The 26,677-nt window shown below is 61.0% G+C and carries 23 protein-coding genes and 1 pseudogene; 9 read left to right on the top strand and 15 right to left on the bottom strand.

Features of this window, described 5'->3' with window-relative positions:
- Positions 1 to 23: 23 nt before the first annotated feature.
- The 8 genes from CO667_RS11360 to CO667_RS11325 all read right to left on the bottom strand — a co-directional run bounded on the left by CO667_RS11360 (position 24) and on the right by CO667_RS11325 (position 9,824).
- Positions 24 to 2,018, bottom strand: a complete 1,995-nt coding sequence (locus CO667_RS11360) for a nucleoside-diphosphate sugar epimerase/dehydratase (protein WP_097618471.1) — start codon at positions 2,016 to 2,018, stop codon at positions 24 to 26.
- A gap of 122 nt (positions 2,019 to 2,140) precedes the next feature.
- The gene (locus CO667_RS11355; protein WP_097618470.1) at positions 2,141 to 2,707 is read right to left on the bottom strand and encodes a sugar transferase; all 567 of its coding nucleotides are present in this window, start codon (positions 2,705 to 2,707) and stop codon (positions 2,141 to 2,143) included.
- Between the two features lie 170 nt (positions 2,708 to 2,877).
- On the bottom strand, positions 2,878 to 4,248 hold the full coding sequence (gene repC / locus CO667_RS11350) for a plasmid replication protein RepC (protein WP_143540713.1): 1,371 nt from the start codon (positions 4,246 to 4,248) through the stop codon (positions 2,878 to 2,880).
- Between the two features lie 149 nt (positions 4,249 to 4,397).
- Positions 4,398 to 5,450: a plasmid partitioning protein RepB gene (gene repB, locus CO667_RS11345; RefSeq protein WP_097618469.1), complete on the bottom strand. Its 1,053-nt coding sequence runs from the start codon at positions 5,448 to 5,450 to the stop codon at positions 4,398 to 4,400.
- 42 nt (positions 5,451 to 5,492) lie between these two features.
- Positions 5,493 to 6,707: a plasmid partitioning protein RepA gene (repA, locus tag CO667_RS11340; RefSeq protein WP_097618468.1), complete on the bottom strand. Its 1,215-nt coding sequence runs from the start codon at positions 6,705 to 6,707 to the stop codon at positions 5,493 to 5,495.
- Between the two features lie 308 nt (positions 6,708 to 7,015).
- Positions 7,016 to 7,255, bottom strand: coding sequence for a hypothetical protein (locus tag CO667_RS11335; RefSeq protein ID WP_097618467.1), 240 nt, complete (start codon positions 7,253 to 7,255; stop codon positions 7,016 to 7,018).
- A gap of 131 nt (positions 7,256 to 7,386) precedes the next feature.
- Positions 7,387 to 9,336: an SARP family transcriptional regulator gene (locus CO667_RS11330; protein WP_097618466.1), complete on the bottom strand. Its 1,950-nt coding sequence runs from the start codon at positions 9,334 to 9,336 to the stop codon at positions 7,387 to 7,389.
- A gap of 26 nt (positions 9,337 to 9,362) precedes the next feature.
- Positions 9,363 to 9,824 (bottom strand): helix-turn-helix domain-containing protein, encoded by a 462-nt coding sequence (locus tag CO667_RS11325; protein WP_097618465.1) that lies wholly within the window; start codon positions 9,822 to 9,824, stop codon positions 9,363 to 9,365.
- Between the two features lie 357 nt (positions 9,825 to 10,181).
- On the opposite strand from CO667_RS11325, the gene CO667_RS11320 reads away from it, so the two are divergent.
- From CO667_RS11320 to CO667_RS11300, 5 genes are all read left to right on the top strand, one after another.
- Entirely contained in the window at positions 10,182 to 11,384 is a 1,203-nt protein-coding gene (locus tag CO667_RS11320) for an MFS transporter (protein WP_097618464.1), read from the top strand.
- Positions 11,385 to 11,726: 342 nt separating this feature from the next.
- Positions 11,727 to 12,287: an FMN reductase gene (gene msuE, locus CO667_RS11315; protein ID WP_097618463.1), complete on the top strand. Its 561-nt coding sequence runs from the start codon at positions 11,727 to 11,729 to the stop codon at positions 12,285 to 12,287.
- A 244-nt stretch (positions 12,288 to 12,531) separates the two neighbouring features.
- Complete coding sequence (locus CO667_RS11310) at positions 12,532 to 13,371, top strand: MetQ/NlpA family lipoprotein (protein ID WP_097618462.1); 840 nt, start codon at positions 12,532 to 12,534, stop codon at positions 13,369 to 13,371.
- An 89-nt stretch (positions 13,372 to 13,460) separates the two neighbouring features.
- Positions 13,461 to 14,546: a methionine ABC transporter ATP-binding protein gene (locus CO667_RS11305; RefSeq protein ID WP_097618461.1), complete on the top strand. Its 1,086-nt coding sequence runs from the start codon at positions 13,461 to 13,463 to the stop codon at positions 14,544 to 14,546.
- On the top strand, positions 14,527 to 15,180 hold the full coding sequence (locus tag CO667_RS11300; RefSeq protein ID WP_097618460.1) for a methionine ABC transporter permease: 654 nt from the start codon (positions 14,527 to 14,529) through the stop codon (positions 15,178 to 15,180). The genes CO667_RS11305 and CO667_RS11300 overlap by 20 nt, the downstream gene beginning before the upstream one ends.
- 1 nt (position 15,181) lies before the next feature.
- Here the strand turns inward: CO667_RS11300 and CO667_RS11295 are convergent, their stop codons facing one another.
- The gene (locus CO667_RS11295) at positions 15,182 to 16,540 is read right to left on the bottom strand and encodes an LLM class flavin-dependent oxidoreductase (RefSeq protein WP_097618459.1); all 1,359 of its coding nucleotides are present in this window, start codon (positions 16,538 to 16,540) and stop codon (positions 15,182 to 15,184) included.
- Between the two features lie 98 nt (positions 16,541 to 16,638).
- Between CO667_RS11295 and scpA the strand changes: the two genes are divergently transcribed.
- The gene (scpA, locus tag CO667_RS11290; RefSeq protein ID WP_097618458.1) at positions 16,639 to 18,777 is read left to right on the top strand and encodes a methylmalonyl-CoA mutase; all 2,139 of its coding nucleotides are present in this window, start codon (positions 16,639 to 16,641) and stop codon (positions 18,775 to 18,777) included.
- Between the two features lie 81 nt (positions 18,778 to 18,858).
- On the opposite strand, the gene CO667_RS11285 is transcribed toward scpA, so the two are convergent.
- Positions 18,859 to 20,019, bottom strand: a complete 1,161-nt coding sequence (locus CO667_RS11285) for a fumarylacetoacetate hydrolase family protein (protein ID WP_097618457.1) — start codon at positions 20,017 to 20,019, stop codon at positions 18,859 to 18,861.
- A 368-nt stretch (positions 20,020 to 20,387) separates the two neighbouring features.
- On the opposite strand from CO667_RS11285, the gene CO667_RS11275 reads away from it, so the two are divergent.
- Genes CO667_RS11275 through CO667_RS11265 form a run of 3 tightly spaced genes read left to right on the top strand, consistent with a single transcriptional unit; the run spans position 20,388 to position 22,924 of the window.
- A complete protein-coding gene (locus CO667_RS11275; RefSeq protein ID WP_097618455.1) occupies positions 20,388 to 21,398 on the top strand; it encodes a Gfo/Idh/MocA family oxidoreductase in 1,011 nt (336 codons plus the stop codon).
- 10 nt (positions 21,399 to 21,408) lie between these two features.
- Positions 21,409 to 22,494, top strand: a complete 1,086-nt coding sequence (locus CO667_RS11270) for a Gfo/Idh/MocA family oxidoreductase (protein ID WP_097618454.1) — start codon at positions 21,409 to 21,411, stop codon at positions 22,492 to 22,494.
- Between the two features lie 19 nt (positions 22,495 to 22,513).
- Positions 22,514 to 22,924, top strand: coding sequence for a VOC family protein (locus CO667_RS11265; protein WP_097618453.1), 411 nt, complete (start codon positions 22,514 to 22,516; stop codon positions 22,922 to 22,924).
- A gap of 242 nt (positions 22,925 to 23,166) precedes the next feature.
- Here CO667_RS11265 and CO667_RS11255 read toward each other — a convergent pair.
- From CO667_RS11255 to CO667_RS11235, 5 genes and pseudogenes are all read right to left on the bottom strand, one after another.
- A pseudogene (locus CO667_RS11255) lies at positions 23,167 to 23,399 on the bottom strand (amidohydrolase); the annotation flags it as partial.
- A 4-nt stretch (positions 23,400 to 23,403) separates the two neighbouring features.
- Complete coding sequence (locus tag CO667_RS11250) at positions 23,404 to 23,757, bottom strand: cupin domain-containing protein (RefSeq protein ID WP_097618451.1); 354 nt, start codon at positions 23,755 to 23,757, stop codon at positions 23,404 to 23,406.
- Entirely contained in the window at positions 23,750 to 24,418 is a 669-nt protein-coding gene (locus tag CO667_RS11245; protein WP_097618450.1) for a cysteine hydrolase, read from the bottom strand. Before CO667_RS11245 ends, CO667_RS11250 begins: the two co-directional genes overlap by 8 nt.
- Entirely contained in the window at positions 24,418 to 25,968 is a 1,551-nt protein-coding gene (locus CO667_RS11240; protein WP_097618449.1) for an ABC transporter ATP-binding protein, read from the bottom strand. The genes CO667_RS11245 and CO667_RS11240 overlap by 1 nt, the downstream gene beginning before the upstream one ends.
- Complete coding sequence (locus tag CO667_RS11235) at positions 25,965 to 26,666, bottom strand: isochorismatase family cysteine hydrolase (RefSeq protein ID WP_097618448.1); 702 nt, start codon at positions 26,664 to 26,666, stop codon at positions 25,965 to 25,967. Before CO667_RS11235 ends, CO667_RS11240 begins: the two co-directional genes overlap by 4 nt.
- Positions 26,667 to 26,677: the final 11 nt, after the last annotated feature.

Below are 26,677 nucleotides of genomic sequence, written 5' to 3'. Positions count from 1 at the left end.
TTCAGCGCAGGATGATCGATGTCTCAGGCGGCTGTATTGGTTTCGGCGCCGGTGAAAGCGAGATCCGAGACCTCACCCGTTGACGAATAGCCGGAAACAAGCTCCGCCAATGTCGCACGTGCGGCGAGCATATCGTTCCGAGCCAATGCGGCATTGAGCGCGTTGAGCTTTTTCAAAAGCTCCGGCCACAATAAGAAATCTTCACGCGCTTTCATGATCCGGGGATGTTCGGTTGTTTCCGGATTGTCCCCGATCAGCAGTTCTTCATAGAGCTTCTCGCCGGGCCTGAGACCGGTAACGGAAAGCTCGATATCCCCCTCGGGGTTGTTCTCGTCGCGGACGGCCAACCCGGAAAGCTCCACCATCTTGCGGGCAAGATCGGCAATGCGAACCGGCTCTCCCATATCGAGCAGGAACACATCGCCGCCCTCGGCCATCGCGCCTGCCTGTATGACGAGCTGCGAGGCTTCCGAAATCGTCATGAAATAGCGGGTTATGTTGGGATGCGTCAGCGTAACGGGGCCGCCGTCCTTGATCTGCTGCCTGAAAAGCGGCACGACGGACCCGGAGGAGCCGAGGACATTTCCGAAGCGGACCATGGAAAAATTCGTTCGTATTCTGTCGGTCGTCAGGTCTGCTGCAAGCGCCTGCAGAACCATCTCCGCCAGCCTCTTGCTGGCGCCCATCACATTTGTCGGTCGCACGGCCTTATCCGTGCTGATCAGCACGAAATTCGAGACGCCGCATTTATGCGCCGCGCGGGCGGTGACCAGCGTCCCCATGACATTGTTCTTGATGCCTTCCACGGCATTATGTTCGACAAGGGGCACATGCTTGTAGGCGGCGGCATGATAGAGCGTCTGCGGTCGCCAGCTCTGCATGATATGCTCCATGCGATCCTGATCGCGGACGGAACAGAGGATCGGTACGATCTGCAGATTTTCATGTTCGTACAGTTCGGCGAGCTTCCGCAATTCGGCATCGATATTGTAAAGCGCAAACTCGTTCTGATCGAGGAGGATCAGACTGGAAGGCTCGTTGCGCAGGATCTGCCGGCATAACTCGCCGCCGATCGAACCGCCCGCACCCGTGACCATCACCACCTTGTTGCGCATTGCCTTGTCGAGCAGTTCCTGCCGCGGCGCGACCGCTTCCCTGCCCAACAGATCTTCGATCTCCAGCTCACGAATGTCGGAAACGGCGACTCGTCCCTGAGCGAGCGCCGTGAGGTCCGGCAATGTGCGAACATTCACCCTGGCTTTGCGGATATGCTCCAGTATTTCGTTGCGCCGCTGCCGCGATGCCGATGGAAGAGCAAGAAGCACATTGTGCACCCCAAGCGCTTCGGTAAGCACCGGAAGATCCGAGGGGTCGTAGATCGGCAAGCCACCCATGACGCCGCCCTTGAGGCGCGGATCATCATCCAGATAGCCGACGACATTGAGTTCGGCACTGTTGACCAAGGCAGCGGCCAGTTGCCGGCCGGCCTTCCCTGCCCCATAGATCAGCACCTTCGCGAGGGTATTTTTGTGAAGGATCCGCTGGTAGGCATCCCCGAGCCAGTAGCGGATACCTATTCTCGACAGACCGATCCCAATCAGCAGCAGGAAGGGCTGGAGAATACCGACGGTTCTCGGAACACCCGGGACGCTGAGCGCCGTAAATATCGTCATGAAGGCGAAGCCGTAGATCGCAATCGCCTTCAGAACAGTAATGAAAGCAGCGAGATTGGCGTAACGGAAGATCGCCCGATACATGCCCATGACGATGAAGATCGGAAGTGCCATGCACAACGACACGAGGACCGGCAGCCACTGGACGCCGGTCAGCACCGTCCATTCGTTCAGCCGGAAGCAATAGGCCAGCCAGATCGTCAGAACACAAAAGCTGGAATCCACCAGCAAAGCCAGAGCGCGTTTGGCAACCCGCGGCATCGCCAGCAAAGGGGCGACGAGCGCTTGCATCGGCACTAAGAACCATCCTGAGCGCCGTGTCTCAGAGGGAGAATTTTCAGGCATTGCTTACCAGCGTCTCGCAGATCAACAGACAACCACCTTCTTGTCGCTTTCTGCAATGAGCGCAACTGAAATAATCGGAAATCAAGGTCTTCCGCACCGCTTATCTATCAGAAGTAGGTAGCTTAATGCCGTATTCCCTTCCGGCGTATGACCTTCTCTGCGGTCAGAAACAGGATGCGCATGTCGAAGCCGAATGAACGCCGCTCGAGATATTCGACGTCGAATTTCACCTTCTCCGGAATCGGCAACTCGTCGCGGCCGTTGATCTGCGCCCACCCCGTCAATCCGGGCAGGAGCGTGTCGACGCCATGGGCCGTCCGCAACTCTATCAGATCATCCTGATTGTAGAGCGCCGGCCGGGGGCCGACGAAACTCATTTTCCCCTTGAGAATACACCAGAGTTGCGGCAGCTCGTCGAGGCTGGATTTGCGCAGAAACGAGCCGATGGGGGTCAAAAACCGGTCCGGATTTTCGAGCAGATGCGTAGCGACCGTCGGCGTGTCGACGCGCATGCTGCGGAATTTCGGCATCAGGAAGATCTGATTGAAACGGCCGACACGTTTTGACCAATAGAGGATCGGTCCCGGCGAGGTAAGGCGGACGCAAAGAGCGACAATAAGGATGGGAACAAGCAGGATTACCGACGCAACGACAGCCAGAAAAAAATCCACCGCCCGTTTCAACCCCATCTTCCGCAGCTCTTCCCTTGCCTCGCCATCGCCCTGCCGTATCGTCAAAACGCGTTTCGCGTCAACTGCAGGATATCGTGATTTCTCTATAGTCGGGCTTGGCTGATCACCGATCTGTCCCTTGTATGCGCGGTATCTAACCCCGTGATCTCAAAGCGAGAAGCCCCCAATCAGAAGTTATCTCCCCCTTCATTTCCGTTACATTTCATTAACCATGACAGTTTCGTTTGGAAAGATTGCGAAGGTAGCTTCATCCTGTCTTGCCTCTCTGCGGCATTGGTCCGGGCAAGGGCCATCAGCATCGGTCCGATAGCAAATTCCCCTCTTTCGGCACGGCGTGTCAGATCGCGGAGATAACCGCCGGCGGAGTTGATGTGCCCTGCCCTTTCGAGGACACAGGCGATGACGGTGGCGGCATTTTCGGGCCCCATGACCTCGCAGGCCTGCTCATAGGCCGACGGGCTGACGCCGAGCATCGAACGGACGACCACGGCCGCCGCCATCAGATCGCGCCAAGTGCCGACCGAGCCCTGGGGTCCATAGGCAGCGATCTCAGGGCAGGCCTGCAGCACCAGCCCCAGCGGGAAGGATTTCAGCGCGCTATTGGCAGCGGAGGCAGATCTTGCGGCTGGGACATGCCCGTTCTCCTCTTCATTTTTCCCTCCTCGGCCTATCGGCTCGGCCCGATCTGCCGATCGATCATCCACTGTCGCGCCCTGCTTCGGTTCGAAGCTTGGTTCAAGTTCAGTAATGGAATGTGGGTTTGAATTCTGTATGTGCCGCTCAGAATGTTGGGCATTGCCGCTTTGATTTTGAGTTTTAACCTGCATTTCCAATTGATTGACGATCTCCTCGCGCAGCATCTCCAATTCGCCGAGCGCCGCGGCGACCTGTTCGGCGGACGGCGACCGCGGCAACCGCTCAACGACATCGCGGAAATGCAGATGGATCCTGCTCCAATCGCCGGCAGCACCCTCCTCCAATGCCATCTCGATGAGCTTGGCGACGTCGCGCCGGCAAAGCGTCAGGCGCTCTCTGAGCCGTTGCAGATGCAATCGTTCCGCGGCCACTTCCGCTGCCAGCCGCTCGATCTCCTCGGCGCGCGCAAGCAGCGGCGCCAGCGAGAAACCGAATGCCTCGCGGAGTTCGCCGCCCTGCTCCTTGCGGGCGTAACGCTTGCCGTTCGGGCTGTCCTTGCGGATCAGCAGCCCGACTTCGATCAGCGTCGCCAGGTGGCGGCGGATCGTCTGCTCCGCCATTCCATGGGCGCGCAAGGAGAGCTGTGCATTGGACGGAAACACCACAAGCCCGTTGTCCTCGGAGATCTCTCCCTTCGGATAAAAGCTCAGCAAGGCGTTCAGGATGGCGAGCGCCCGATCGGTGACCCCGAGCATCGGCCTAGCCTCGCACAGAGCACGATAGAGCTTCCATTTGTCAATTGATTGGCCGGGCTCGATTTTTCGAGCCGACGCTTGGCTTGCCAACATGCCAAGCGTCATCGGCCGCCGCCCAAAGGGCGTCGTCACACTTCCGCTTTCCATTTTCTTTGCCTTCTTCAAGGCAAAAGATCACGGCTCACCAAATTCGGTGCCAAAGACTCTTGACTATGATTCGCGGAAATGTGATTCTCTGGGTGTCTAGATCAGAGAGGGCTTCCGCGACGGCAACGTTCGGGGGCCTTTTCTTTTGCTTATTGATCTCCGTTCTTCGTCAAATCCTGTGTCTTCTCGAACGCCTCGTAGAGGCGATCCAGATTGCTGGCGATATAGGCTCCAAAGGCCGACGCCTTTTCCGCCTTTAGCGCGATGGTGAACTGTTTCCCGTCATCCTTGATCTTCGCCTTGACCGCGCCGTCCTTGCGCTGCCAAGCGCGAGCTGCGGGCTGAAGCGCGGCTAGGGATGCCGCCGACTGTTGCCTCCTGCCGATGAAGGCGACCAGCATATCGAAGCGGGCATCGGGCTCCGCCGTCTCGAATTCCGCCGATCTGCTGAACTCGATCGCCCGAGCGGAGATGTTTTCGGTCTCGAATTTTACCGAAAGATCGTGCCAACGGTCGCGGCCGGTGGTCTTTGCCGCACCGATCGCCGTCAGGACTTCGGCTGGGATCCGCTTGGTGACGGACAGCATCTTGGAAACCGTCGTCTTGTCGGCGCTGAGCGCCGACATGATCGTTTCCCTGTCGAAACCCAACCTGTCGAGTTTGTCGGCGAACATCGTCCTCTCGATGAAGGAGAGATCGGCGCGCGCCGAATTCTCCTGGCCCTGCGCGATGACGTGGTCGCGATCGTCGAGCTTCTTGACCACGGCGCGGACAGATCTGCCGAGTTCTTTGGCGGCCCGGGCGCGACGGTGACCGAAGGCGATCTGATAGCGGCCGTCCTTCTCAGGATGCGGGCGAACGAGGATCGGCGAATCCTGGCCACGCAGGCGGATCGCCTCGACCAATTCGCGAAACTGTTCGTCGGTATGGGCGAGCCGGTCCGTCACGAAGGAATCTTCGATCAAGGCAGGGTCGAGATCAATCACCGTCTCACCGGTCGCCAGCTTCTCTTCGATCACTTTGGCCGCATCCGCCTTAGCAGCCAGCGCATCGATACTGCGTGTGACGGCACCGAGAGCGCCGATCCCCTTATAGGTGATCTGCTGTCTCTCGTCCCTATGGAGGGCTTCGTCCTCATTGTTTACCGCAGTAAACTTCTTGGAATCGTCCATCAGGCCGGAAAGCAGATTCTTACGCGCCATCAGCCCGCTCCTTGCCTCGGTTTACCGCAGTAAACTTCTCGCTCATTTCCGCCCCCAGGCCTTGTGAATGAGATCGCCGATCTCATTGTTGACGGCATCCATCGCCTCCATGGCGCGGTCATAGGTGGCGCGGGTAAACTGGCTCCGCTCGACCTCGTAAAGCGTCTGATTGGTCATCGCCGCATCGGAGATCGCCACGCTGCGCAACATCGGATTGGTCAGCACATGGTTTTTGAACATCGAGCGCATGAAGGCGACCATCTGCGTCTGAGGCCCGTCCTGCGGATCGTAGCGAGTCACGAGATAACGCAGCCAGTCGAGGTTCATGTCGCCGCCGGCGCCTTTCAGCGTATTCAGCACCTCGCCGAGCATCTGCAGGAACTGGCACATCGACATGACATCGAGCATCTGGGGATGAACGGTGATCAGAACCGCCGTTGCGCCGCAAATGGCGCTCATCGTCAAAAATCCGAGCTGGGGAGGGCAGTCGATGATAACGACATCGTAATCGTCGGCGACCGAGGACAGCGCCTCGTCCAGCCGCGCGAAGAAGACGCGCCCATAGTCGCCGGCCTTGCCTTGAGCAAGCACGCGCGGCGTATCATGCTCGAATTCCATCAGCTCGAGATTGCCCGGCACCAGATGCAAGTTCGGGAAATTCGTCGGCCGGATGATCTCTCTGAGCGGCCGCCGCTGATCGTCATAGCGGATGGCGGCGTAGAGCGTCTCATTCTCGTTGACGTCGAACTCAGGCTGAAAGCCGTGGATGGCAGAGAGAGACGCCTGCGGGTCGAGGTCGACGGCAAGGACACGGTGACCGGTCAAGGCAAGGTGCTGGGCAAGATGCGCGGCACTCGTCGTCTTGCCGCTGCCGCCCTTGAAATTGACGACGGCGACGACCTGCAGATGCTCATTGCCGCGGCGATGGCGCATATAATGTGTTCCGGCGCGGGCATTGTGCTCCAGAAAGCTACGCATCTCCTCCATCTGCTCCGCCGTATAGGATCGACGGCCCGACGGTGTGACCTGAGGAAGGGCACCCTTGCCTTCCAGCGACAGATTGCGAAGATAGCCGCTGGTCACGCCGAGAAAACGCGCCACTTCGGCAAGCTGAAATTCCCGCAGTCCCTTCAGCGCGCGCGGCGGGAACATTTCGAGCCGATGCTGCTTCAGCTTGTCGGATAGTTCCTGTGCCTGACCAATGATCAACTGGTCGACATCGGAAATTGCTTTTTCTATCTGCGGTGCCATATTCATGGAAATCTCGAAAATGCGATTTAAAAGCCCTGCGAGCTTTGAAAGCGCATTTAGCGCCGATTCTGGAAGAGTGGCAAGGCAAATAGGGTTAACAAGACCCTACCGCTGGGTTGTCCAATCTTTTTCAAAGGCTTGGACATGCCGCCGGGGGCGCTGTCAGCGCGCCAAACCACGATTTACCGGCCGAATCGGCGAAACAGGACCGCATCGGCAGCATAGCCGATCGGAAAAGCGGGAATGGAAATATCGATATGTGCCGGTTGCCTGAGGTGGACCGGCAACGGCGAGGCGCCGACAGCGACGGCCGCTCAGTGCCGCGTGCCGAGCAGGTAACCGTCCTGGCCGCTTTCTTGGGAAAAGGACACGCCGCTTCTGTCGAGGTCCTGCAGCAGGGCGCCGAGCGCCAGGTCCAGGCAATAGGCAGAGAATTCGGCGTTCAGGTCTCTGGCGTTTTCTCTGGCATAGGCGACCAGCCTGGCGAGCGATACCAGCTCCTTGAGCTCTTCGTCACTTTTCGGTGTGAGCGTTGCTTCGGCGGCGTCGTGCATCTTTGGAATTCCCCGGCTTCTCTTGCCGGCGCATGCCGACAGAGCAAAGGCAGCTTAATCCTCTTGAGCGAAAGACGCGCGTGACAGAGGCGTGACAGCATTTGTCGGCTTACACTTTTCGGCGTCAGACTTCAGAAACCGGCCCGGCGCAACGCCTCGCGATACTGCTCCTTCTGCCATTGCTCCTTGAAGGGAACGACGGAAAGCCATTTGTCGACATCGAAATCCGGATAGATCTCGCGCACCTTGCGCATATAGATACGCGCGTTTTTCATATCGCCGAGCATGGCCCAGCAGGCAGCCGAAAGCCGGTCTGCCGGCGTGCGGTCGTCCATCAGGGAAATCTGCTCGAGCGCCTCGGTATAATGACCGAGGGCGAAATTCGCGCCGGCTGCCGTCCATAGATAGTCGGTCGGGCTCAGCGGGTTGAGTGAGATGGCCCGCTCGATCTTGGCCAATGCATCGGCAGGGCGCGACGCATGGACGAGCGTATCGGCATAACTCGCAATACCGTCGGCATAATGCGGGCTCAGCTCTTCCGCGAGCTTCAACGCCAGGACGCTTTCATCAATGTCCCCGAGATAAAGTTTGGCAACGCCGAGCTCACGAAAGCCGGCTGCAAACGAAGGATCGGCGACGATCGCCCGGTTTGCGTAGTCCTCCGCCAGTCCGAGCAACTCGCTGTCGCCGCGCGCCGTCAGCAGCCACTCGACGAGAAACGTGCGCGACAATCCGCTTAGCGCAGGAGCGAAATGTGCGCTGTGTTGAAGCGCCTCGCGGAAGGCCTTTCGGGAGCGGCGCACATCGGGGAGGGCAAGCCGCTTCACATCCCTCAGACCGAGAAGGTAGCTGTGATAGGCGGCCGAATTGCCCTCGAAGGAATCGCGCATGGTTTCATGCCGGCGGACCTGCCCGGCCAGCTCTCTGGCGATCCGCCGGGCGATGTCGCGCCGGTGGCTTATCAATTCGTATTTCTCGAGGCTGAAACGCTCGGCCCAGATGACCTCATCGCTGCCGGCATGAATCAGCTGGACAAAGAGCGTGGGGACGCCCGCATGATCGGTCAGCCTCGTGTCGAGAACATAGGAAATCGAATGACGCTGGATCAGTTCGGCCTTGTCGGCATTGCGTGCGATCCGATCGGCCGTATGGGGCGCCACCACCGAAACCGTATTCAGCGCGCAAAGACCGATGGTCACGTCCTCGATCAGCGCTCCGGAGAGCATCGGCAGGACACCGACCGCATCCGTTCCGCCCGGCGGCAGCAGCACCAGACGGGGCAGGGGACCGGGAATTCGAACGCCGCCGTCGCTCAGCGGCACCGCAGCGCTTTGCGGCGGTTGGCCGCCGGCAAAGATTTTGCGGATCTCTCCCAGCGCCTGGACGTCGAGGCCGATATCGAATGCGCTTCCCAGCTCATGCTTGTTCGTCTCGAAAAGCCGGCGCGCTTTCTCCAGCTGTCCCTCGGACTCGTAGGCCTCGAGAAGGATACGACGAATGTTCTCGTCATCCGGCGCCTCGCGGAAAATTCTGAGCGCCGCCTCCTTGATCAGGCTGACATCTTCTCGCGACCTCGCCGTCGGCAGCGCCGTCTTCAGCGCATCCACCAGAACTGCCATGTGCCTGTCGCGCTGGCCGGCGATCCATTGCCGGGTACTGACGCTTTGGTCGGCGAGCCCCGCCAGGAAATCCTGGCGAAGGATCGCAACCAGCCGCCGCAGCTTGCCAAGTGCGCCTTCGCCGCCGGGGTTGGCGAGTTCGGAGAGATCATCGACAAATGCTTCCGGCCTGACCCGCGCACCGGTCGCCGTGAAGACCAGAAGCTCGGTGCCGAGCTCGGCCTGGCGCGCCTGAATGCGCGATATGGTCTTGCGCAGATTGGCCATGATGTCGGAATTGTCATGGCTGTCCCACAAGAACCGCGCAAGCGCCGAGCGCGGATATTCACTCCCGGCCCCATCTCGCAGATCACGGTCCAGCAGATAACAAATTGCCAGCAGGCCCTTTTCCGGGAACGCCGCTGGTTGCCCGGCCGGGTCGAGCAACCGCAACTCACCAAATGACTCGAGCCTGAGCTTCATGCGGATATTGCCTGCCGACTGCCTGACTATTCTCCGAGCGGAAGGGTGATATCTGCAACGGCGCGCGCGCCCCATGTTACACCGCGGCTTTCCGCCTGCGCCATCGCATTCACCAGTGCGATGATCGTTTCACGGACATTCCGGTCGGCGATCTTCAGAAAGGCGCGATTGAGCACCAATCCCTCTTTCGTTCGCAGGAATTCGGCGACCGGATCGGTATTTGCGGGCAGATCCAGCCCTTGCAACGTCAACGGCTCGGAATTTTCCTGTTCAAAGAAGAAGCTCGGCGACGTGTGAAGCACATCGGCGATTCGCTGCAGACGGCTCGCGCCGATGCGGTTGATGCCCTTCTCGTATTTCTGAACCTGCTGAAAGGTCACGCCGATTTGCTCGGCAAGCCGTTCCTGGCTCATTCCGAGCAACTGCCGACGCATTCTTATGCGCGCTCCGACATAGCCGTCTATTGCATTCGGTGTCTTGACATTCATCGCGTGTTTTCAGCCTCGATCGCATTTTCAATCAGCGCAGCTGTAGTATCCCCCGCCGCGGTTTTCCATGGTTGTTTTCACATGTCATACTATATGTGCAATGATCGCAGCTAACTGTGGTATGAAAGCCCCCGTCCGGCAAGAGGCCAAGCCGGGCAGGAATCAACGGCAAAAGAGCAAATCGAACAAAAGCCGTACCGATCCTGATGAAACTGGGCTGTGATTGCCCGCCGGCTTACGCTAAATGCATTTTAGCGACCGTCGCTTGATCATCTTCCCCAGCCCCGATCGCCCCGAAATCCATCGAATAAAGCGACGCGGCACGGCAACCAACCGGGCCGTCCAGGAGGAATGTCCATGGCAACCGTTGCCGAGCGCGCGCCCCGTTTCGAAAAAACAACGATGTCAATCCTGGTGGCGGTCAGCTTCTGCCACATGCTGAATGACATCATGCAGTCGCTGCTCGCCTCGCTCTATCCGCTGTTCAAGGCGAATTACGATCTCAGTTTCGTGCAGATCGGCCTTCTGACCATGACGTTCCAGGTCACCGCTTCGCTGCTGCAGCCGCTGGTCGGCATCGTCACCGACCGCTGGCCGATGCCCTATTCACTGCCGGTCGGCATGGCGAGCACCTTCTGCGGCCTGATCCTGCTCGGCAATGCCGGCAGTTTCGAGCTGCTGCTCGTTGCCGCCAGCCTGATCGGCTTCGGTTCGGCCGTCTTCCATCCGGAATCCTCGCGCGTCGCCCGCCTTGCCTCCGGCGGCCGCCACGGTTTCGCGCAGTCGTTTTTCCAGGTCGGCGGTAATGCCGGCCAGGCGATCGGTCCGTTGCTCGCCGCCTTCATCGTGTTGCCGCTCGGCCAGCACAGCGTCTCCTGGTTCGCCGCCATCGCCATGGTCGGCATGGTCGTGTTGAGCTGGGTGGGCAATTGGTATATCGGCCACAGGCGTGAGAATGCCAGCAAGCCGGCCGTGAGCCGGATCCTGCCGCTGCCGCAGAACAGGGTCGTGTGGGCGCTCGCGATCCTCGTGCTGCTGACCGCGACAAAGAACGTCTACATGGCGAGCGTGTCGAGCTACTTTACCTTCTATGTCATCGACAAGTTCGAACTTGGCGTGCAGCAGGCGCAGCTGATGCTCTTCCTCTTCCTCGGCTCGGTCGCCGTCGGCACTTTCCTCGGTGGGCCGATCGGCGATCGCTTCGGCGCCCGTTTCGTCATCTGGTTCTCGATCCTCGGCGTCATTCCTTTCGCACTGCTGCTGCCCTATGCCAACCTCTTCTGGACGGGCGTGCTCAGCGTCGTCATCGGCCTGATCTTCGCTTCGGCCTTCTCGGCGATCGTCGTCTTCGCACAGGAACTGGTGCCCGGCCGCGTCGGGCTGATTGCCGGCGTCTTTTTCGGCTTTGCTTTCGGGGCAGGGGGGCTGGGTGCAGCACTGCTCGGCGATTTCGCCGACACCCACGGCATCGACTTCGTCTATCGCATCTGCTCCTACCTGCCGCTGCTCGGTCTCCTGACGGTCTTCCTGCCGCGCATCCCCAAGCCGAAATCGGTCTAGAGCAATTCCAGGAAAAGTGCAGAGCGGTTTTCCCAGGCAAAGCGCGAAGCGCTTTTGCCGGGAATTGCGTAAAAACAAAACTTAGAGCGGTTCTCCGATTCCGTGAAAAGCTGAACCGCTCTAGGTCGGTCGCCTGCAGACGATACATCGAGCCCGGAATCCCTCGGATATTCCGGGCTCGACGCATCATGCGGTTTCGCACGTCGCTATCGCGACAGGCACGAACGTATTTTTCTCCTCATATGGGGAAGAGGGATCACCATTCCTTTAATCCACTATTTTTATAGATAATATTCGTCGGAGAATGACATCGGTTTCGACACGATATTGGAAGGAAATGGCATGTCTGCTCACAAACTGGTCGGCCTTGCGGGTAGCTTCAACCGCCCCTCGAAGACCTTCGCGCTCGTCGAAAACGTCGCCGGTCTCGCCGGCGAGAAATACGGCTTCGACAACACCATCTACGACCTGACCGATGTCGGCCCCTCGCTTGGCCAGGCGCTGCGGCGTGACGATCTCGACAGCCGCGCCAAGGACGTCATCGACGACATCGTCAATGCCGATGTGCTGGTCATCGGCGCGCCGACTTACAAGGGCAGTTATCCCGGCCTCTTCAAGCATCTGATCGACCTGATCGACCCGCATGAGCTGCGCGCCAAGCCGATCATCATCACCGCAACCGGCGGCGGCGACCGGCACGCGCTGATGGTCGAGCATCAGCTGCGCCCGCTCTTCGGCTTCTTCATGTCTCACACGCTGCCGACGGCCGTCTACGCTTCCGACCGCGACTTTACCGATTACCGGGTCTCATCCGAACAGCTTTCCAAGCGGATCGGGGAAGTCATCGGCGAGCTCTCGGCCTTCTTTCCCAGCCGGAATCAAGCGCTTATCGCTGCCGAGTAAGGAGTGTCGTAATAGGCTTGAAACGGCGCCGCTAAGGCGCCGTTTTCGTTTTTGGGCCGCCCTTCTCACATCGTCATAGTTCACAAATTTGATGGAAATTTATCCTGCCGATACCAATGGCAGGGCAAGAGTTTTTCCGACCCTTCCTCCACATCGGACATTCGTGCTTCGCTACCGATGCGCGCATTTGCCATGATCAGCCTGGTCGGGGCGCATGGCCCCACTCAGTCAGACGGGATAAAAAATGACCAAGAACAAAAATCTTCACGGCTTCCACCTTTCGCGCCGCGCGGCTCTTGCCGCCATCGCCGTTTCCGCTGCTACACTCTTTGCCTTCGCAGCGCCTGCTCCTTCCTTTGCCGAGGACAAGTCGATCAAGGTCGGCATCATGGCCGGCGAGGAGGAGGACATCTGGCGCGTGGTCGCCAGCGAGGCGGCCAAGAAGGGTCTCAAGATCGAGACCGTTATTTTCAACGATTATACGCAGCCGAACGAAGCGCTGGAGCGCGGCGAGGTCGACGCCAATGCCTTCCAGCATCAGCCCTATCTCGACAACCAGATCAAACAGCATGGCTACCATATCGCTCGCGTCGGCTATACCGGCGTCTGGCCGATCGGCCTCTATACCAAGAAATACAAGTCCGTCGCCGAAATCCCCGCAGGCGCCGTCATCGGCGTACCGAACGATCCCTCGAATGAAGGCCGGGCGCTGCGTGTTCTCCAGAACGAAGGCCTGATCAAATTGAAAGACGGCACCGGCATTCTCGCGACCGTTGCCGACGTCACCGACAATCCGAAGAAGCTCGAAATCAAGGAGCTCGATGCCGGCATCGTCGGCCGGTCGATCGATGATCTGGATGCCGGTGTCGTCAACACCGACTGGGCGCTGAAGAGCGGTCTTTCGCCGGCCGAGCGCATTGCGCAGGAGCCGGTCGCCGACAATCCGTACCGCAACTTCATCGCCGTCAAGGACGACAACAAGGACGCCGACTGGGTCAAGACGCTTGTGTCTTCCTATCAGAACGAGACCGTCAAGGCGGAATTCGACAAGGTCTACAAGGGGACGGGTCTCAGCGCCTATTGATCCGAGGCAGGGCGGGGGTTAAGGCCTGCCGAGAGGCGGTCCGGGCGTTCCTTGCCCGGGCCGCCTTCAGTGTTTGTAAGGAAAAGCATATGAATTCCTTTGTTTCCACCACAGCGATCGAGACGCAGCCGCAAGCGGCGGCCGAAGAAGTGGTGAGGCTGACCGACGTGAAGCGGCGGTTCGGGGCCACGCCGGCACTCGACGGTATTTCGCTGACAGTGAAGAGGGGTGAGATCCTCGGCATCATCGGCCGCAGCGGCGCCGGCAAATCGACGCTGATCCGCTGCCTGAACGGCCTGGAGCGCGCCGACAGCGGCGAGATCCTGATCGAAGGCCGCGATATCACCAGGCTTCAGGAACAGGATTTGCAGCCCTTGCGTCGCCGCATCGGCATGATCTTCCAGCATTTCAACCTGCTATCGGCCAAGACCGTCGAGGAGAATGTCGCGCTGCCGCTGAAGATCGAGGGCGTCGCCAAGAACGAGCGCTTGAAACGGGCGCATGAGCTGCTCGATCTCGTCGGTCTTGCCGACAAGGCGAAAGCCTATCCCTCATCGCTGTCCGGCGGCCAGAAACAGCGGGTCGGAATCGCCCGGGCGCTGGCGGCACGCCCGGCACTGCTGTTGTCCGACGAGGCGACATCGGCGCTCGATCCGGAAACAACCCGGTCGATCCTGGCGCTGCTTAGGGATATCAACCGCAAGCTCGGCCTGACCATTCTGCTGATCACCCATGAGATGGAAGTGGTGCGCGGCATTGCCGATCGCGTCGCCGTCATCGATGCCGGGCGGATCGTCGAGGAAGGGCAGGTCTGGTCGGTCTTCGCCAACCCGCAGGCTGATATCACCGGGAGCCTGCTCGGCAGCATCCGCCCGCAGCTTCCCGATCACATCGCCGGACGGCTGTCGGCAACGATAGGAAGCGAGGCGATCCTCAGCGTCGATCTCGCTGGACCTGAAGCGCAAGGTGCGCTGTTTGCCGAACTCTCGGCGGAGCTGCCGCATTCTTTCCGCCTCGTCCATGGCGGCATCGACCACATCCAGAACCAGCCGGTGGCGCGGTTCTTCATCGCCGTTCCCGCACGCGATCCCGCGCTTGCCGGAAAGGTCGAACAATTCCTGACGGCCCGGTCCGCCCGGGTGGAGGTGCTTGGTTATGACACCGATTATGCTTGAACTGCTGATCCGCTCCCTCTGGGAGACGATCCTGATGACCGTCGCCTCGGGAGTGATCTCGCTCCTCGCCGGCCTGCCGCTCGGCCTTGCCCTTGTTGTCACGGCACGCGGCGGCATCGCTGAAAACCTCTGGATCAACCGCGGGCTCGGCGCCGTCATCAACGGCTTCCGCTCGGTGCCTTTCATCATCCTGCTCGTGGCGCTGATTCCGCTGACGCGGCTGATCGTCGGCACCGCGCTCGGCACCTGGGCGGCCATCGTGCCGCTCGCCATCGCCGCGACCCCCTATTACGCCCGCATCGCCGAAGTGTCGCTGCGTGAGGTCGACCGCGGGCTGATCGATGCAGTGCGCGCCATGGGCGGCAACCGGTGGACGATCATCCGCGAGGTGCTGGTGCCCGAAGCGCTGCCCGGCATCGTCGCCGGTTTCACCGTCACGCTGGTGACACTGATCGGCGCTTCGGCGATGGCCGGCGCTATCGGCGCCGGCGGCCTCGGCGATCTTGCCATCCGCTATGGCTATCAGCGCTTCGAAACCAGCGTGATGATCGCGGTGGTGGCCGTGCTCATCGTCCTCGTCTGCGGCATTCAGTGGTTTGGCGACCGGCTCGTCGCCAAACTGGACCGGAGATAAATCAGCGGCGGAAGCGCGCGGCGGGATGAGCGGCGGGCAACCTGCCGTTCCCGCCGCCAAACAGCTTCCGCCGCAGCGGCCCTTCCGCATAGTCCGCCTTGAACAGGCCGCGTTCCTGCAGCACCGGCACCACCAAGTCGACGAAATCACGCAGGCTCTCCGGCGCCACCGTCCGCGCCAGGTTGAAGCCGTCGATATCGCCCTCTTCGATCCATGTCTGGAGATGATCGGCGATCTGCTCCGGCGCGCCCACGATCGGCTTCATCCGACTGCCGAGGACCATCTGGTCGATGATCTCCCGCTTCGTCACCGGCTTTGCCGCTTGCTTGGTGATGGCCGCAAGCGCCGACTGATTGGCATTGGTCGAATTCTGGTCGATGACATCGTCCAGACCGTACTTGGAAAAATCGATGCCGACAGAAGCCGAATAATGCGCAAGCGAGGCCTCGACGCTGGCATGGCGGCGATAATCCTCCAGCTTCTCCTGCGCTTGCCTCTCCGTCCGTCCGACGACGACAGTGATCAGGCTCAGGATCTTCAATGCATCGGCGCCGCGGCCGAATTCCGCCGCCTTCGCCCGCAGCGCATCGACGATCGGCCTCACCACCCGGGGGGTCGGGCCGGCGAGGAAGACGCATTCGGCGTGGCGGGCGGCAAAGTCCTGACCACGTGCCGAGGCGCCGGCCTGGAAGAGCAGGGGCGTGCGCTGTGGAGAAGGTTCGGAGAGATGCATGCCCTCCATCCGGTAATATTTGCCGTCATGACGGAACGTCCGCACTTTGGAGGGATCGGCATAGACGCCGCCCGCCTTGTCGCGCAACACCGCATCGTCATCCCAGCTGCCTTCCCAGAGCTTGTAGACGATCTCGAGATATTCCTCGGCTGCGTCATAACGCGCATCATGATCCGGCAGCCTGTCGAAACCCATGCTTCGGGCCGCACTATCGAGATAGCCGGTGACGATGTTCCAGCCGATCCGCCCCTTGGTCAGGTGATCGAGCGTCGACATGCGCCGCGCCAGCAGGAAGGGCGGCTCGTAGGTGGTGTTGACGGTGACACCGAAACCTAAGTGTTTGGTGACGTAAGCCATCGCCGAAATCGGGATCAACGGATCATTGACGGGAATCTGCGCCGCCGCCCCGATCACCGGCGCCGGGCTGCCCTTATAGACGTCATAGACACCGACGATATCGGCGAGGAAGATGCCGTCCAGCTTGCCGCGCTCGGCGGTCGCGGCAAACTCCGTCCAATAGTCGAGATCGGTATAATGCACCGACCGGTCGCGCGGATGCGTCCACAGGCCGTGGTTGATATGCCCGACGCAATTCATGTCGAAGGCATAGATCTGCATTGTCTTCATCGGACGGGTCCAGAGCTGGGAATAAAAATCAAGGATTTGTATCGCACGGCGATCCTGTGAAATGGTAGGGTGCGGACGAAATAAGCCGGAGGAAAGGCATGACGAAAAAGACGCTGTCGGATTGGGCGGAACTGGCGCAGAAGGAATTGCGCGCCTCGTCCGAAACGCTGACCTGGCAAACTCCGGAAGGCATTGCCGTCAAGCCGCTTTATACGGCCGAGGATATCGAAAGCGCCGAGCACCTCGGCTCGCTTCCCGGTTTTTCACCCTTCACCCGCGGCCCGCGCGCCACCATGTATGCCGGCCGGCCCTGGACGATCCGCCAATATGCCGGCTTCTCGACGGCAGAGGAATCAAACGCTTTCTATCGCCGCAACCTGGCCGCCGGCCAGAAGGGCCTGTCGGTCGCCTTCGATCTCGCCACCCATCGCGGTTATGACAGCGACCATCCCCGCGTCGAAGGCGATGTCGGCAAGGCCGGTGTGGCGATCGACAGCGTCGAAGACATGAAAATCCTGTTCGACGGCATTCCGCTCGGCGACATGTCGGTGTCGATGACCATGAACGGCGCCGTCATCCCGATCCTCGCTTCCTTCATCGTCGCTGGCGAGGAGCAGGGCGTCCCGCGGGCCGAGCTCTCCGGCACCATTCAGAACGACATCCTCAAGGAGTTCATGGTCCGCAACACCTATATCTACCCGCCGGAACCCTCGATGCGGATCGTTGCCGACATCATCGAATATACGGCAAAGGAGATGCCGAAATTCAACTCGATCTCGATCTCCGGCTATCACATGCAGGAGGCCGGCGCGACGCTCACGCAGGAACTCGCCTTCACGCTGGCCGACGGCCGCGAATATGTCAGGGCGGCAATCGCCAAGGGCCTCAATGTCGATGATTTCGCCGGAAGGCTCTCCTTCTTCTTCGCGATCGGCATGAATTTCTTCATGGAGGCGGCGAAACTCCGCGCCGCCCGGCTGCTGTGGAGCCGGATCATGGAGGAGTTCCAACCGAAAAAGGCGTCCTCGCTGATGCTGCGCACCCATTGCCAGACGTCGGGCGTCTCGCTGCAGGAACAGGATCCCTATAACAACATTATCCGTACCGCCTTCGAGGCGATGTCGGCCGTGCTCGGCGGCACGCAGTCGCTGCACACCAATTCCTTCGACGAGGCGATCGCGCTGCCGACGGAATTTTCCGCCCGCATCGCCCGCAATACACAGCTCATCCTCCAGCATGAGACCGGCGTTACCAAGGTGGTCGATCCGCTCGCCGGCTCCTATTACGTCGAAAGCCTGACGAAGGAGCTTGCCGACAAGGCCTGGGCGCTGATCGAGGAGGTGGAAGCGCTCGGCGGCATGACCAAGGCCGTCAATGACGGCCTGCCGAAACGGCTGATCGAGGAAGCGGCGGCGCGCCGTCAGGCGGCTGTCGACAAGGGCGAGGAGGTCATCGTCGGCGTCAACCGCTACAGGCTCGACAACGAACAACCGATCGACATTCTGGAAATCGACAACAGCGCGGTGCGCACCGCGCAGATCAGACGAATCGAGGACACCAAGCGCCGCCGCGATGGCAACGCCGTGCGCGAGACGCTTGCCGCCCTGGCGGAGATCGCCCGGAGCGGCAAGGGCAACCTGCTGGAAGCCGCCATCGAGGCGGCCCGGGCCCGAGCCACGGTCGGCGAGATATCGGATGCCATGCGCGAAGCCTTCGGCGACCATGCCGCGACACCTGAGGTCATCACCGGCGTCTATGGCGAGGCCTATGACAACGAGCCGGAACTCGCCGTCCTCAAGGGACGCATGACGGAGGTGACGGAAGCGATGGGGCACCGGCCGAAGATCATGGTCGCCAAGCTCGGCCAGGATGGGCACGACCGGGGCGCCAAGGTGATCGCCTCGGCTTTCGGGGATATCGGCTTCGATGTGCTCGCCGGTCCGCTATTCCAGACGCCCGACGAGGCTGTCGAGATGGCACTCAGCGAAAAGGTCAATGTCGTCGGCGTCTCGTCGTTGGCGGCAGGTCACAGGACGCTGCTGCCGCAGCTGATCGACAGGCTGAGGGAAAAGGGCGGTGACGAGATCATCGTCGTCTGCGGCGGCGTTATTCCCCGGCAGGACTATGAATTCCTGCACGAACACGGCGTTGCCGCCGTGTTCGGGCCGGGGACAAACGTTCTCGAGGCGGCAAACTCCGTCCTCGACCTATTGCAGGGCAGGCGGCGAAACCAATAGCTCATAACATCTGCGCAATTCCCGGCAAAAGCGTTTCACGCTTTGCCTGGCAAAACCGCCGCGCACTTTTGCTGGAATTGCTTAGAGCAGCCCGCGCTTCGCGAGGCTGCGCATCAGCGCCGAAATGCCGAAGGTCCAGGGCAGGCATTCGGTGGAGAGCCGCACGGTGTTGACGAGCGCGCCGAGCCCCGCCGAGGAGATCTCGACGACATCGCCGATCTTGTGGGTGAAACCCTGTTTTGGGGCGTCTCGATCCTTAGTCGGCGCAAACAGCGTGCCGAGAAAGAGCATGAAACCATCGGGATACTGATGATGGGCGCCGACCGTCTGTTTGACGAGATCGGTCGGGTCGCGGCTGATCTGCGCCATCGAACTCTTGCCGTGCAGCACGAATCCATCCTGCCCTGACACCTTCAGGTCGAGTTCGGCCCTGCGCACATCATCCAGACCGTAACCGGCATCGAACAGGCGGATGAAGGGGCCGATCGCGCAGGAGGCGTTGTTGTCCTTGGCCTTGCCGAGCAGCAGCGCCGAGCGGCCCTCGACGTCGCGCAGATTGACGTCGTTGCCGAGCGTCGCTCCCTTGATCTCGCCGCGGCTGTTGACCGCGAGCACGATTTCGGGCTCGGGATTGTTCCAGGTCGAGATCGGATGCAGGCCGACATCCGCACCCCAGCCGACCGAGGAGAGCACCGGCGCCTTGGTAAAGACTTCGGCATCGGGGCCGATGCCGACCTCGAGATATTGCGACCACATGCCCTCGTCGATCAGCGCCTGCTTGACCTTGGCGGCCTCGGGCGAACCGGCCTTGAGATTGGTGAGGCTGCCGCCGATCAGCGTGCTGACGCGCTCGCGGATCGAGGCGGCACGCTCCGGATTGCCGGCGGCTTTCTCCTCGATGACGCGCTCGATCATCGACTGGGCGAAGGTGACACCGCAGGCCTTGACCGCCTGCAGATCGGCGGGCGCAAGCAGAAAGGGATGTGCCTCTTCCGGCGCTCCGGTGCTGTTGGCGGCGATCTCTTCCAGTGAGCCGATGACCTTGCCGCTTGCAGCACGGACGAAGCCGGCGGCATCCTGTCTCTCGAGCAGGGCGCTCAGCGTCGGGGCCTCGCGCGAGGTAATGTCGATCAGCACTCCCTCCCGAAGCGTTACGACACTCGGCCCGGCAACCTCGGGATTCCAGACGCGGCCGACAAAAAGACCACCCGAAGCGGCGGCATCGAGAAGGGGATGAGACATGGTGATCTTCCGTCACAGGCGAGCGGGGAGCGCTCTTTTGAAAATTGCGGGGTGTTGCCGCCCTCCAGCCCGGCGGCCGCCGAAATCGATCACATTCATCGAGATGGGGCAAGACGCGTTGGGGAAAAAGACTTTCGCCCGATCGGATCGAGCCGCCGCCATCGGGGAAATTCCAATCGCCGAAAAGCCTGCAAAATAACTATTTAGATACAAAATAATCGTTGTATTTCATACATTTAATTTGCAACACGGGCAATTTCACCCCTGATCTTACCTTGACAGGCGCCAGCTTTCGTTATCTGTTTTGCCCGACATGGAGATGCCGGCGTCAGCCGGGCTTAAGAAAATCCCGGGAGGATGTTGCAGCGATGTTGAGATTTGCCGTCGTCGGAATCGACCATGGGCATACGTTCGATCACGTGAAGGGCTTGCTCGCCTCGGGCGGCGAGTTCGTCGGCTATTGCCCTCAGACCTCGGTGCCGGCATTGCGCGAGGCCTTCGAGAAGACCTATCCCAATGCACCGCAGATCGACCGGGAGAAGCTGTTCGATGATCCGTCGATCGACGTCATCTGCATTGCGGCGATCCCGCGCGACCGCGCCGGCCTTGCCATCCGCGCGATGAAGGCGGGCAAGGACGTGATGACCGACAAGCCCGGTGTGACGACCTTCGCCCAGCTCGAGGACGTCAAGCGCACCGTCGCCGAGACCGGCAAGATCTTCTCGATCTGCTTTTCCGAACGCCACTGCGTGCGCTCCGCCGTCAAGGCCGGCAAGCTCGTCGCCGACGGCGCGATCGGCAAGGTCATCCAGACGGTTGGTGTCGGCCCCCACCGGCTGCAACTGCCGACGCGGCCCGACTGGTTTTTCGATCCCGAAGCCTTCGGTGGCATCATCGTCGATATCGCCTCGCATCAGGTCGACCAGTTTCTGTTCTATACCGGCTCGACCACAGGCGAGGTCGTCGCCAGCTCGATCGGCAATTTCGGTATGCCCGACAAGCCCGCCTTCGAGGATTTCGGCGAGGTGCTTCTGCGCTCGGACAAGGCGGCTGGCTATGTCCGCGTCGACTGGTTCACGCCGGAGGCGTTGCCGACCTGGGGTGACGGACGCCTGACCATCCTCGGCACCGAAGGCTATATCGAGCTGCGCAAATATATCGACATCGCCGGCCGCCCGGGCAAGGATCACCTTTTCCTGGTCAACGGCAAGGAAATGACCCACATCGATTGCAGCGGCGAAAAGCTCGATTATTTCGACGCTTTCACCGCCGATGTCGGCAACCGCACACAGACGGCGATGACGCAGGATCACGTTTTCGAAGTCTGCCGCCTTTCGCTCGAAGCCCAGACGAAAGCCGCGCGCATCGGCGCTCGCTGAGGAGGATATCATGACCAGGAAATTGCGCGTCGGCGTCATCGGCGCAGGCATTGCCGCGCGGCATCTGGCCGGCTTCGGCTGGAACAAGGATCTCTTCGAAGTTCCCGTGCTCTGCTCGCTCGATGAGGAGCGCGGCAGGGCGCTGTGCGAGGAATACGGCATTGCCGAATACACGCAGGATGCGGATTCGCTGTTTGCCCGCGACGATCTCGATATCATCGACATTTCGACGCCGCCGAGTTCGCATTTCGAGCTCTGCCGCAAGGGCATTGTGTCAGGCAAACATGTGATCTGCGAAAAGCCGCTTTTCGGCTCGATCGCCGAGGTCGACGAGATGGAAAGCATTCTTGCCCGTTTCCCCGGCAGGAAGCTGATGCCGATCTTCCAGTACCGCTACGGCTCCGGCCTGCAGAAGCTGAAGCTGCTGATCGAAAGCGGCCTCGCCGGCAAGCCGTTCCTGACGACGATCGAAACCCATTGGTGGCGCGGCCCGGACTATTATGCCGTGCCGTGGCGCGGCAAATGGGCAACCGAACTGGGCGGCGGCCTTCTCGGCCACGCCATCCACGCCCATGACATGCTGAATTATGTGCACGGCCCCTGCGCCGAGGTGTTTTCCTACGGCGCGACGCTGGTCAATCCGATTGAGGTCGAGGATACGGCAGCCCTTTCGGTGAAGATGCAGAACGGCTCGCTGGCGACGCTGTCGATGACGCTCGGTTCGCGCAAGGAAATCTCGCGGCTGCGCTTCTGCTTCAACGACCTTGTCGCCGAAAGCATCATCGAACCCTATACGATGGGCCGTGATCCGTGGACGTTCGTCGCCGGGACAGAGGAGCATCAGGCGCGGATCGACGCAGCACTCGCCGCCTATGTGCCCGGCGAGGATGGCTACACCCGTCAGTTCGAGCTCTTCCACAAGGCGATCGTCGAGGACACCGACCCACCGGTGACGCTGCAAGATGCCCGCAACTCGCTGGAGCTGGTGACAGCGGCCTATTTCTCGCAGCGCACCGGCCGGCCGACGCCGATGCCGATCGCCGCCGATCATCCGCTCTATCGCTCCTGGCTTCCCGAAGAAGAACGCGGCGTCTGAGCAGCGGAAGGGCTCTCCCATGCTGAAATCCTTCGAGCATGTCGGCATGACGGTCGGCGACATGGACCGTGCCATCGATTTCTACTGCGGCCTGCTTGGCCTCAGCCTCGTGCTGCGCAAGACGATGGCGAATGGCATGCAGGTGGCGTTCCTCGACGCAGGCGGCGGCATGCTGGAGGTGTTTGCCCCGCCCGGCGGCGTATCGAGGGCGGTCGACGTGCCTGAAGATACAGCCGGCGTCCGGCACCTCACCTTCCATTTCGACAATGTCGACGAGGCCTTCGCCCGCTTCGAACAGGCAGGCGTCGAGATCAAGGAGCGGCCGCGCTTCGCCGTTCACTCCGAGATGCTGAACAAGATCGCCTTCGTTCGCGATCCCGACGGCATCATCGTCGAGCTTGCCGAACGCTCTCAGAGCCGCCAGGGCTGACACAGGTGCTGCCGATCGCTTCGCTGCGGGCGGTCAGACCGTCCCGCAGCAGATCGATCAGGCGCCGGATGAGCTTTGCCGCCATCGAAGGCTCTTCTCAGCTCGCCAACTTGGCGCTGATATAGTTGCGCCAGCCGCCAAGCGCGGTAATTTCCTCGGCACCCTTCATCCCATGGGCGTCGGCGATGCAGCCCAGCCCCGCGATGATCTGCGGGAGAATGTAGCCTTCATACCCCGGCCTCTCACTGATGCCATTGGACGAGCGGCTGATAGTAATGCGGCTGCCGCATGACAACAGGATCCTTTCGCCGGACAATGTTCGTCGATACGGCGTATCGAGATTGGTGGTGTCGACGGTTGCCGCGGCAATCCCTTCCTCGTCCAGGATTGCCGTTTCCTGGCACGAAAAGGCAAAGGAATCCGGCCCGAACACTTCACTCTTGCCCAGGTATCCCCGCGCCGCACGCGCGATGTCGGGTTCAGGCAATTTCCTCTTCGAGCATTTTCACGGGTCGGTCCCACTGGATAAGCACGATACAGCCGGTATCGCTCCAGACCGAGTGTTCGCTGCCCGGCGCATTGACGATATAACTGCCGCTGATGTAATCGCCCGTCTCGTCGGATTGAACGCCATCGAGCACCAGGATGGTCTCGAGCCCCTCGTGGCGATGGCGGGGAACAGAGGCGCCGGGCTCATATTTCAACAGCGCCACGCCCGGCTGATCGGCCTCGAAAGGGCGGATCCAGTGAATGGTGACAGCATCGCGGAAAGGGCCGAATTCCAGCTCCTTCCAGCCGCCTGACGTCAGGCGTTCGCGGGTCGTTTCAGGCATGAGCGATGCTTTCCAGAATGTCGTCGACATGGGCGGTCCAGCCGACGATCGCGCCCTGGGCGCGGATCATGGCGATGGCGGCGGCTTTGAATTCGGGGAAATAACTTTCCGTCGCCTCCTCGGCGAGCAGGCATTCATAGCCGCGGTCGTTCGCTTCGCGCATCGTCGTCTGTACGCAGACTTCGGTGGTGACACCGGCAAAGACGAGCTGCTTAATGCCCTTCTGCTGCAACACGGTGCCGAGGTCGGTCGCGTAGAAGGCGCCCTTGCCAGGTTTTTCGATGACGACTTCGCCCTTCACCGGAGCAAGTTCCGGAAGAATTGCCGTGCCGGGTTCGCCCGAGATCAGGATGCGGCCCATTGGGCCTTGGTCGCCGATCCTGAGCGCAGGATTGCCGCGGTCGCGTTTGGCCGGCGGCAGGTCGGAGAGATCCGGGCGGTGGCACTCCATCGTATGGATCACAGGCAGGCCGGCATTGCGGAAGCCCTGGATGAGGCGTTTGACGTCAGGCACGATCCTGGTGATACGGCTGACGTCGTTGCCGAGGCTGGCGCCGAAACCGCCCGGCTCGGCGAAATCGCGCTGCATGTCGATGACGATGAGGGCGAGTTCATCATGCTTCACCGGAAAGGCGAAGGGTTCGGCCTTGATCTTCGCCATCAATGATGCCCCGCCATGTGGGCGCCGATCACGCCGATATCGGCCGAGCGCGCCGGTGTCTCGTAAACCAGCTTGCCTTCCGAAATGACCATGATGCGGTCGGACATCTCGAGCAGTTCATCGAGGTCTTCGGAAAGCAGCAGCACGGCGGCACCCAGATTGCGTGCCTTCATGATGCGGGCGCGGATTTCGGCAACGGCCGAGAAATCGAGGCCGAAACAGGGGTTCGAGACGATCAGCAGATCCACCTCGCCCGTCAGTTCGCGGGCGAGCACCGCCCGCTGCACGTTGCCGCCCGAAAGTGCTGCGATCGGCGAGGCGGAAGAGGCCGTCTTGACCTTGAAGTCGGAGATCAGTGCCGACGCCCGCTTCTTCATGCTGCCCTTGTTCAGCCAGATCGCGTCCTTGCCGTCCAGCTTCAAGTCGAAGGTGCGGAACGCAAGGTTCTCGCTCACGGTCATCTTGGGCGCGCAGGCATTCTGCAACGGTTCTTCGGGGATGAAACGCACCCTGTTCTTGCGGGTCTCTTCACGAGTGGCGCCGTAAGCCTCGCCATTGACCATGACCTCGCCGCTATCGGTCGGGCGCTGGCCGGCCAGGATTTCCGTCAGCTCCTTCTGGCCGTTGCCGGATATGCCGGCGATGCCGACGATCTCGCCGGAGCGGACCGTCAGCGCGTCGATCTCGATCGTCTTCAGGCCGGAGCGATCCGGAGCTTTCACCTGGGTTACAGTGAGCACGGATTTGGCCGCTTCCGCCACCGGCAGACGGCTGTCGAGCTCGGCGAGCTTGACGTCGCCAATCATCATCCCCGCCATCTCGGTGGTGGAGAGCTCGCCGACCTTGCCGGTGCCGACCAGCTTGCCGCGCCGCAGGATCGAGACGGCATCAGCGAACTTCGTCACCTCGTGGAACTTGTGGGAGATCATCAGCACCGTGAGTTCGCCGCGCTCGGTCATGCCGCGGACGATGTCGAGCATCTCATCGGCTTCGGCGGGCGTCAGCACGGAGGTCGGCTCGTCGAGCACGAGGAAGGAGCGGCCGAGATAGAGCTGCTTGACGATTTCGAGCTTCTGTTTTTCGCCGGCCGCAAGCTCGCTCACCGGCCTGTCGAGCGGGATCTTGAACGGCATGCGTTCCATGAAGCCCGCCAGATCCTTGCGTTCCCTGGCCCAGTTGATCACCGCGGGCACTTCGGTACGGCTGATGACCAGGTTTTCCGCGCCGGTGAGCGAGGGAACCAGTGTGAAATGCTGGTAGACCATGCCGAGTCCATAGGCCGCGGCATCCTTGGGCGAGGCGACCGCCACCTCGCGGCCGTCGACCGACAGCGAGCCTGACGTTGCGTGATAGAAACCCATGATGCATTTGACGAGTGTCGACTTGCCGGCGCCGTTTTCGCCGAGAAGCGCGTGAAAAGAGCCGGCCGGAACGGCGATCGAGACGTCGTCGAGCGCTGTGAACGAGCCGAAGCGCATGGTCATGCCGAGCGTATCGATGCCGACCGCCTTGCCGGCCTGGGGGAGGGGCGTGTCGCGAACGGTGCTCATGGCAGCTGGCTCACAAACGTTTCGGAATTGGAGACGGAGCCGAAGACGCCGCCCTGCATCTTCACCATCTTGATGGCGGCGAGGTGGTTTCCGTAGTCGGTCGCACCACAGCAATCCTCCAGCAGCAGGCATTCGTAGCCGCGGTCGTTCGCCTCGCGCATCGTCGTCGAGACGCAGACATCGGTGGTGATCCCCGTGAGGATAATGTTTTCGATGCGCTTCTGGTTGAGGATGAGTTCGAGATCGGTGGCGCAGAACGAACCCTTGCCGGGCTTGTCGATGATCGTCTCGCCTTCGATCGGATAGAGTTCGGGGATGATGTCCCAGCCGGCTTCGCCACGCGTCAGGATGCGGCCGCAGGGGCCGGCATCGCCGATGCCGGCGCCGATCCGCTGCGAGCGCCAGCGTTTGTTGGCCGGCAGATCGGCGAGATCGGGGCGGTGGCCCTCGCGGGTGTGGATGATGTGGTAACCCTTGGCCCGCATGGCGGCCAGAACACGTTTGATGGGCTCGATCGGCGCCTGCACCAGCGACAGGTCGTAGCCCATATGGTCGACATAGCCGCCCTTGCCGCAGAAGTCGGTCTGCATGTCGATGATGATGAGGGCGGTGTTATCAGGCCTCAGAGCGCCGTTATAGGGCCACGGATACGGATCGGCGTCGATAAAATGCCCTTTGGTTTCGACCATCGCGTCCATCATTCTCTCTC

Origin of the sequence: Rhizobium sp. L43 (genome assembly GCF_002531725.1) — a bacterium.
Taxonomy (GTDB): Bacteria; Pseudomonadota; Alphaproteobacteria; order Rhizobiales; family Rhizobiaceae; genus Rhizobium.
The sequence above is the reverse complement of the archived record's forward strand: the minus strand, read 5'-3'. Positions and strand labels throughout refer to the sequence as shown.